This window comes from uncultured Streptococcus sp. (assembly GCF_963516575.1).
GTDB lineage: Bacteria > Bacillota > Bacilli > Lactobacillales > Streptococcaceae > Streptococcus.
This window is the reverse complement of record NZ_CAUQCP010000061.1, coordinates 1-7,783: the sequence shown is the minus strand read 5'-3', so window position 1 is coordinate 7,783 and position 7,783 is coordinate 1. Positions and strand designations below refer to the sequence as shown.

The window sequence follows — 7,783 nt, the reverse complement described above, 5'->3', positions numbered from 1 at the left end:
TTTTAAATCAAAGAGATGCTCTGCCACGACCCCTGTCAAAAGTTCCAAGGATGCTGAAGAAGACAAACCAGCACCATTTGGGATATTCCCATAAACATAAAAATCAAAACCTTTGTCAATCACGTGCCCAGCTTCTTGCAAGAAATAAAGGACACCTTTTGGATAATTGGTCCAATTGTGCTTTTTTTCAAACTTGAGGTCAGCTAAAGGTACTTCGATAATGCCCTTGTCCTCAAAGTTAGCTGAGTAGAAACGTAAAACTTGGTCGTCACGCTTGCGAGCTGCACCATAAGTTCCCAAGGAAATAGCAGCAGGAAAAACGTGCCCGCCATTGTAGTCTGTGTGTTCACCAATCAAATTGATACGACCTGGTGAAAAGAATGTTTGGTCTGCTTCTTGACCAAAAACGGCAAGAAAGTCTTTACGAAGTGCTTCTGCAGTAAGATGTTGTGACATATGAATTCTCCTTTGACTGTCCGTTAAGTCACCTTAACGTGTAATCGTTTTCTTCTATTGTATCCAAGGGATTTCCCAAGGTCAATCCTTTTTACTAAAATTTTACTAAACTATCAGTAAAAAGCAGAAAAATATGATATACTAACCTAATCAAGGAGGATTTATGGCTACCTTAAAAGACATTGCACAGCTAGCCTCTGTCTCTATCGCGACCGTATCCCGTGTCCTCAACCGCGACCAGAGCCTATCTGTTACAGAAGAAACCAGGCACCGTATTTTAACCGTTGCTGAAGAGCTGGGCTACACCAAGCATCTCAAGACAGGCGAGTCCCACAAGCCCAAGCAAAAGATTGCCATTATCCAATGGGTCAGTGAACAAGGGGAGCTAGACGATCTCTACTACTACCAGATTCGCCTAGGCATCGAAAAAAGAGCCCAAGAGCTGGACTATGATATCTTGCGCTATTTTAATGACCATCCTTTTACCCTAAGCGAGGAAGTGATTGGGATTCTCTGCATCGGAAAATTTAGTCGAGCTCAGATTTCCGCCTTTGAGGAATACCAAAAGCCCCTTGTCTTTCTAGACAGTGATACTCTTTCACTAGGACATACCTGCATTATCACGGACTTTTATACTGCCATGAAACAGGTTGTCGATTATTTCCTCAGCCAAGGAATGAACCGTATCGGGATTCTAACAGGTCTTGAAGAAACAACCGACCAAGAAGAAATCATCCAAGATAAGCGACTTGAAAACTTTAGAAGCTACAGTCAAGCAAAAGGAATCTATCATGATGAACTGGTCTTTCAAGGAAGATTTACCGCCCAGTCTGGCTATGACTTGATGAAGGAGGCCATTCAAAGCTTAGGAGACCAACTCCCGACAGCATTTTTCGCAGCCAGCGATAGTTTAGCCATTGGTGCCCTCCGTGCCCTCCAAGAAGCTGGAATCAGCCTACCAGACCGTGTCAGTCTTATTTCCTTTAACGACACTAGTCTGACCAAGCAGGTCTATCCTCCTCTCTCTAGCATCACCGTTTATACCGAAGAAATGGGCAGAGCAGGTATGGATATTCTTAATAAGGAAGTACTCCACGGTCGCAAAATCCCTAGCCTGACCATGCTGGGTACCAGACTGACTCTGAGAGAGAGTACAAGGAATGATTAGAATTACAAAACGACCTCTAGCAAGGCTGTTTCTCTTATAATCTCTATGATTCCGCTCCAACTCACACCTTTCGCTTATGTGCTTGGTGACTTTCTAGGTCAACATCAACTTCAATGGTAATATTTTGAAAGCCACAATCTTTGAGGAAAATTCGAATAGATTCTTTACAAGTTTCCATATGCTCCATCTCTTTTAAACAAACATGGACAATGGCATTTTTTTCCAAACCATCCATAGTCCAGAGATTAAGCTGATTGATACTAGCGACATGATCCAATTCTGCTAAATCCGTCTTGATCTTCTGGATATCTACTCCTTCTGGCACTGCATCGAGGAATATCTTGAGCGTGCTCCAAAAACGTGGAAGGGCTTTTGACAGAATAAAGAAGGAAATAGCAAGAGACAAGAGCGGATCCAAGATATACCAATCGGTAAATCGAAGAACAATGGCCATCAGGATGACAGCCACCCAACCCAAGGTATCTTCCAGAAAGTGCAGGCTGAGAATGGATTCGTTCTTGGTTTGTCCTTTGCGAATGACGAGACTCGCTAGCACATTGATAGTAATCGCAATAATTCCTAACCAGAAAATCCCCTCATCATTGACCGATTGTGGATGAAAGATTTTCGCTATATTTTCCAAAATCACTAGGATGGATCCTGTGATAAGAATCACAGCAGTCACCAGGGCCCCTAAAAGACTAAATCGCTTGTAACCCAAGGTGTAATGCCTATCTTCTTCACGATTGGAGATTGTTTCTAGAAGGGCTGATATGCCAATGGCTATAGCATCTCCCAAGTCATGAACAGAATCAGCGAGAACGGCACTCGAACCAAATATTCCTCCTGCGATAAACTCAACAATAGCATAGCTTAAATTTAAGAAAAAAGCTACCCAAACAGTATATTTTGCCTTCATCTTTCTCATTCCTTTGTTATAATAAATTTATGAACACCTTGTTCATTATCATTATCCACTAAAATTCAAAGAAAGGATAGAAGCAAAACGTCAGCTTTATTCAGTTCTGAACAATTTGCCTCAAGTGTCCATATGACTAACATTGACCGCCGTATCAGCAAAACCAAAAAAGCCATCTATCAAGCTTTTCTACAACTTTTGAACGATAAGGGGTACGAAGCCACTACAGTTCAGGATATCATTGATCTCGCAGATGTAGGACGTTCCACCTTTTACTGTCACTATGAGAGTAAGGAACTACTTCTGGACGAGCTTTGCCGCCATCTCTTCCATCACCTCTTTGAAAGAAAGCAATCCGTTTCTACCGTGGACTATCTCGCCCACCTCTTTCTGCATTTTCAGAAAAACCAAGACCATATCACCAGTCTGCTATTTTCCAAAAATGACTACTTCCTCCGTCAACTCCATAAAGAGCTAGAACACCATGTCTATTCCGTGATGGCTGATGATTTAAAAGAATCTCACCCGAGTCTGCCTACTCCTTACCTCCAACACTTAATCGTATCCAACTTTATCGAGACATTGACCTGGTGGCTCAAAAAAGGGCAAGATTTCACAGAACAGGAAGTTGTCCAATTTTATCTAGACCTTCTCATTCCTAAAAATTGAATACAGATTAAAGCTCGGTTGCCTTATTTCTAGGCTACTGAGTTTCTTATCTTTTCAATAATCAAAAAGCCCAGACGACATTGTCTGAGCGTTCTTCTATATAATCGTTTAAGCAAGTTGAGTTTAACTTTTCAAGCTATTTCTTCAACAAACCTTGTTCTTGTAGAAACTCCTTGGCTACTTGTTCTGCTGACTTGCCTTCAACACCGACTTGGTAGTTGAGCTGGCTCATCTGGCTTTCAGTAATTTTACCAGCCAATTTATTGAGAACTGTTTCCAACTCTGGGTGTTTCTTGAGAAGAGCTTCTTTCATGAGTGGAGCCCCTTGATAAGGTGGGAAGAGTTGCTTGTCATCTTCCAATACCTGTAAATCATAACGCTCCAATTCCGCATCAGTCGAATAGGCGTCCGTAATTTGAATATCGCCTGACTGAATTGCCTGATAGCGAAGGGCTGGTTCCATGGTCGCCACATTGAGATTGAGACCATACATTGACTGCAAGCCCTTATTTCCATCTTCACGGTCATTAAACTCAAGTGTAAAGCCTGCCTTCAATTGCCCTTCCACTTTTTTCAAGTCCGAAATGGTCTTCAAGCCGTATTCCTGAGCAATCTTTTTCGGAACAGCTACAGCGTAGGTATTTTGATAAGACATGGGTTTGAGATAGGCTAGATGATCCTGTTTGGCAATGCCATCACGCGCCACATTATAAACCTGCTCTGGCTCATGACTCACTTTAGGTGATGGTTGCAGCAAACTTTCAGTCACCGTACCGGTAAATTCAGGATAGATGTCAATATCACCTTTTTTCAAAGCTTCATAGAGGAAGCTTGTTTTCCCAAAATTTGGTTTAACAGTCGCAGTCATACTGGTATTTTCTTCAATCAGCAATTTATACATATTGGCCAAAATTTCTGGTTCTGGACCCAATTTCCCAGCAATAACCAAGTTTTCTTTCTCATTTTGAGCCAAGAGGGCTGGACTATAAGACAAACCAAGCAATATTGTCACCAAGGCAAAACCAGAAAAAATCGTCCGTAATTTTGCCTTTTCCATCACTTTTAGTAGGAAGTTAAAGGCAATAGCAAGCACTGCAGAAGAGAGGGCCCCAATCAAAATCAGACTGGCATTATTACGGTCAATTCCCAAAAGGATAAAGGACCCCAGTCCTCCCGCCCCAATCAAGGCCGCCAAAGTTGCCGTACCGATAATTAAGACCGCTGCCGTCCGAATCCCAGACATGATAACAGGCATAGCAAGTGGAATTTCAAACTTCTTGAGACGTTCCCACCTAGTCATCCCAAAGGCAATCCCAGCTTCTTGCAGGCTCGGATCAATTCCCTTTAGCCCAGTGATGGTATTTTGCAAAATCGGAAAAATCGCATAAATCACTAGAGCTGTCAATGCTGGTAAAGTCCCAATTCCCATCAAAGGAATAAAGAGCCCCAACAAGGCCAGAGACGGGATGGTCTGGAAAATCCCTGCAATCTGCAAAACCCAATCCGCCAACTTCTCATGATAGCGAAGATAAACAGCCAAGGGAATCGCGATAAAAATAGCTAGTAACAAGGTTAAAAGTGACAACTGCAAATGTTGAGATAGAGCTGTCAACCAATCACTAAAACGATCCTGAAAAGTTGCAATTAAATTAGTCATGAACACTACCTCCAAACAAGTCTGCTACAAAGTCTGTTGCAGGCGCTTTTAAAATCGTCTCAGGGTTCGCCACCTGACGAATCTCTCCATCCTGCAAAACAGCAATACGGTCCGCCAATTTCAAAGCTTCATCCGTATCATGGGTCACAAAAATCGTTGTCATCCCAAACTCTTTATGCAATTCTTTAGTCAAAACCTGCAACTGTTTGCGAGAAATAGCATCCAAGGCTGAAAAAGGTTCATCCATGAGGAGAATCTTAGGCTGACCAATCATAGCACGAACAATACCGACCCGTTGCTGTTCTCCACCAGATAATTCACTGGGTAGACGATGCCCATACTCAGCTACTGGCAAGCCAACTTTTTCCAAAAGCTCTTCTGTTTTCTGAGCAATTTCTTCCTTAGACCAGCCTTTCATTTCGGGAATCAGAGCAATATTTTCCTCAACCGTTAGATTGGGAAAGAGAGCAATAGCCTGTAAAACATAGCCAGTAGAAAGCCGAAGTTCCCGCTCATCATAGTCTTTGATGCGCTTGCCATCCATATAAATATTTCCATCAGTTGGTTCTAAGAGACGGTTAATCATCTTAATCATGGTCGTCTTACCGGACCCAGATGGACCAACTAAAACCATAAACTCCCCATTCTCAATCCGTAAATTAACATCTCTTAAGACATCTTTTTCTGTGTAGCGCAAGGCTACATTTTTGTATTCAATCATTCTGTATCCTCAATTTAAAACTTCCCTCGATTGTTCAACTCTTCTACCTTAGACATGACTTCCTTATTGTCGCAATGTTCCACAATTTTCCCGTTTTCTAGACGGAAGATATGGTACTGGGCATAGGCAACTCCACCAATCTGATTCTGACCATAGCTAACCACATAGTTTCCTTGGTCTAAGAGTTGGAAAACAAAGTCAAAAGTGGCCTTTACTTATAAACAGCTAATTTGCTCCATTTTAAACCTCATTTTCCTCCTCTTTCAGATTAGCCAAAATTCTTTCTTGAAAGGCTTCAAACTGACGAATTTCTTCCTCGGAAAATCCTTTGTAAAAGATCGTATCCAATTTCTGACTGACACGATGCCCCACTTCTTTCTGAGACTGCCCCAACTCTGTTAAAACCAAATACTTTTTACGCTTATCTTCTCCACATGGACTAATAGTTACAAGATTTTGTTCCTCTAGCTTTTTAATCATCGTCGTCAGTGTATTGTTAGCAAGCCCAGTTGCCAGAGCAATATCTGTCGCAGTTGCGCAGCCAGTTTCACTATTCCATAAAACCGCTAAAATCTTTCCCTGTTCATTCCGATAAAGAGCTTCAGGATCCCTACTCAGTAACTTTTGAAAAATCCGCCCATTCAACAAACGAATATGATGGGCTACTAAATGACTATCTTTCATGACACCTCCAATTTATTTCTATATCGAAACGAATAAAGCAATTGTAACACTCATTATTCTAACTGTCAACTATTTCGATTTGGAAATAATTTTTCCAAGTAAAAAATCTCCCACCCAAGGTAGAAGATTTCAATCTTATAAAACTTAATCCGTCATATCCGATACCAACGTTCGATGCTCCAATGAAATACTGCACATGACTAGCAAGAAAATAAAACCTGACTGAATCCAGAAGAGGGCCAGGTCAAAGATTCCATGCACAGCAACCACTGTAAGGAAAGATAGATAAAGGCCGATAATCGGACGTTTCCCTGACTCCTGACTCATATCCATCATCAGGCGAACAGGAGCAACAGAAGACAAAACTAATAAAATAGTCCCCACAATTCCGTAACTCAGAATCGTATCAATATAAAGACTGTGAGCATGTTCATGATAAGGAGCATGTATACGAGGATAAGAGTGCATATAGGTCAATGGCCCTTCACCCCAAAAAGGATTTTGCTTAAACAAGGCCATACCAGCATCCCAAATAGAGATCCGTTCTTCCATAGAGGAATCTAAAGTCCCCATCCGAACTCCTAAATCACTGGAAAAGAGGAAACTCAAGCCAATCGCAAAGACCCCAATACTAAGCCAAAAGGCCTTCCAGTTTTTAATGGTCGTAAAGAGATAAATAATGGCTCCAGCGATAATAGCAGGAAAGGCAGTTCGATTTTGAGTAAAGTTCAATCCAAAGAGATTCACAAAGCCTGCAAACACACAGAATACTTTCAACCAATTCAACTTGGTCGTTGTAAACAGATAGAAGGCAATCATGATACAGAAACAACAAATAATTCCATAATAATTAGGATTAAAGAAGGTCACTTCTGCACGATTCTGATGCCATACCTGCATATTGGGTGACAGAAAAGCATAGTTAAATTTCTTCACAATTTGGAAATGTTCTAAACTCGCAAAAGCAGCTGACAAGACGCTACCAAACAAGACGAGCTGCAAAATCAAGCGAAAGAATCTATGTGATAAAACCGACTGATAGTGCAAAAAGAAAACAGTAAATAGAAACATTCCTACTGAAGCCACAAGACCCATCCAATTTTGTGCAAAAATGGATATAATAGTACTATAGCCAAGAAAAAGAAGCAGCATTGGATGCTCCCCCATTTTCTGAAGAATACTTTTCATGTCTCCTGTAAAAATCAAACTGATAATATATAAACAGAATACAACTACAAAAAGATAAAAGGGTAAAAAGATACTCAGGATAATTCCCAATAAAATCAGCTCTTTACTAGATAACCCTTTCAGCTTTTTAATAAAGCCTATTGATTTCAAAATGAATCCTTTCTCTCCAAATCAGCTGATTCAGATAATAGTAAGCTACCCTTTATTGTACCACTTTTTTAGCAATTTGAAAACAAAGGAAACGATTCCTAGGTAAAAAAGGGAGCAAGGTAACTTCTCAAAGTAACTTCCACTTGACTGGCCGAAGTGGAAATTAGTCTA

General features: G+C 40.9%; 8 protein-coding genes and 1 pseudogene. 2 read left to right on the top strand and 7 right to left on the bottom strand.

The window, feature by feature from the left end; genetic code table 11:
• Nucleotides 1-456: galactokinase family protein (locus tag RWM06_RS08945; RefSeq protein ID WP_313970867.1), on the bottom strand; the 456-nt coding region annotated here is incomplete at its 3' end.
• A gap of 163 nt (nt 457-619) precedes the next feature.
• Here RWM06_RS08945 and galR point away from each other — a divergent pair.
• The gene (gene galR, locus RWM06_RS08940; RefSeq protein ID WP_313970866.1) at nt 620-1,624 is read left to right on the top strand and encodes a DNA-binding transcriptional regulator GalR; all 1,005 of its coding nucleotides are present in this window, start codon (nt 620-622) and stop codon (nt 1,622-1,624) included.
• Nucleotides 1,625-1,685: 61 nt separating this feature from the next.
• Here galR and RWM06_RS08935 read toward each other — a convergent pair whose 3' ends face one another.
• Nucleotides 1,686-2,543 (bottom strand): cation diffusion facilitator family transporter, encoded by an 858-nt coding sequence (locus RWM06_RS08935; protein ID WP_313970865.1) that lies wholly within the window; start codon nt 2,541-2,543, stop codon nt 1,686-1,688.
• A gap of 132 nt (nt 2,544-2,675) precedes the next feature.
• Here RWM06_RS08935 and RWM06_RS08930 point away from each other — a divergent pair, with 132 nt between their 5' ends.
• A complete protein-coding gene (locus RWM06_RS08930) occupies nt 2,676-3,212 on the top strand; it encodes a TetR/AcrR family transcriptional regulator (protein ID WP_173277633.1) in 537 nt (178 codons plus the stop codon).
• A gap of 136 nt (nt 3,213-3,348) precedes the next feature.
• Here the strand turns inward: RWM06_RS08930 and RWM06_RS08925 are convergent, their stop codons facing one another.
• From RWM06_RS08925 to RWM06_RS08905, 5 genes and pseudogenes are all read right to left on the bottom strand, one after another.
• A complete protein-coding gene (locus RWM06_RS08925) occupies nt 3,349-4,869 on the bottom strand; it encodes an ABC transporter permease/substrate-binding protein (protein WP_313970864.1) in 1,521 nt (506 codons plus the stop codon).
• A complete protein-coding gene (locus RWM06_RS08920) occupies nt 4,862-5,590 on the bottom strand; it encodes an ABC transporter ATP-binding protein (RefSeq protein ID WP_313970863.1) in 729 nt (242 codons plus the stop codon). The genes RWM06_RS08925 and RWM06_RS08920 overlap by 8 nt, the downstream gene beginning before the upstream one ends.
• Nucleotides 5,591-5,604: 14 nt before the next feature.
• Nucleotides 5,605-5,796, bottom strand: a pseudogene (locus RWM06_RS08915) (polyketide cyclase); the annotation flags it as partial.
• Between the two features lie 34 nt (nt 5,797-5,830).
• Nucleotides 5,831-6,274 (bottom strand): MarR family transcriptional regulator, encoded by a 444-nt coding sequence (locus tag RWM06_RS08910; protein ID WP_313970862.1) that lies wholly within the window; start codon nt 6,272-6,274, stop codon nt 5,831-5,833.
• A 144-nt stretch (nt 6,275-6,418) separates the two neighbouring features.
• A complete protein-coding gene (locus tag RWM06_RS08905) occupies nt 6,419-7,612 on the bottom strand; it encodes an O-antigen ligase (protein ID WP_313970861.1) in 1,194 nt (397 codons plus the stop codon).
• Between the last annotated feature and the right edge of the window lie 171 nt (nt 7,613-7,783).